The sequence below is a fragment of the Acinetobacter lwoffii genome (genome assembly GCF_024129355.1).
Classification (GTDB): domain Bacteria; phylum Pseudomonadota; class Gammaproteobacteria; order Pseudomonadales; family Moraxellaceae; genus Acinetobacter; species Acinetobacter lwoffii_I.
Genome location: NZ_JAMXXP010000097.1, coordinates 1 through 457, shown reverse-complemented (window position 1 = coordinate 457; position 457 = coordinate 1). Strand labels below are relative to the sequence as shown.

At 38.7% G+C, this 457-nt stretch carries 1 protein-coding gene; it reads left to right on the top strand.

Features of this window, described 5'->3' with window-relative positions:
- Window positions 1-457 (top strand): copper resistance protein B (locus tag NI468_RS16150; RefSeq protein WP_253102641.1); only part of this gene is annotated, 457 nt, incomplete at both ends.

Sequence of the window (457 nt, the reverse complement as noted above, 5' to 3'; positions counted from 1 at the left end):
AAGAATCGCATGATGCACATTATGATGCCAAACTTTTATATAGCCGTATGATTTCAGACTTTTGGGATGCACAGATTGGTGCACGTTATCGCAGTGAAAAAGTTGAACTCGATGATCATCGCAAAGACACCGAAGAAAATGTTGATGCAGTGATTGGCTTACATGGTATGGCACCATATTTCTTTGAAACTGATGCTTATCTCTATGCAGGAGAAGACAGTTATGCGGGTTTTAGTCTAGAAACGGAACGTGATTTTCTGATTACGCAAAAGTTGATTATTCAAACTTATTTAGAGTTGGATGCGATCTTTAGTGATGACTCTAAATATGCGAAAAAAACTGGTTTAAGCAGTGCAACCGCAGGGCTTGAAACTCGCTATGAAATCAGTAAAAAGATCATGCCGTATATCGACATTGCCTATGAGTATTCAAAAGGTAATGATGAAACGTCGTGGCA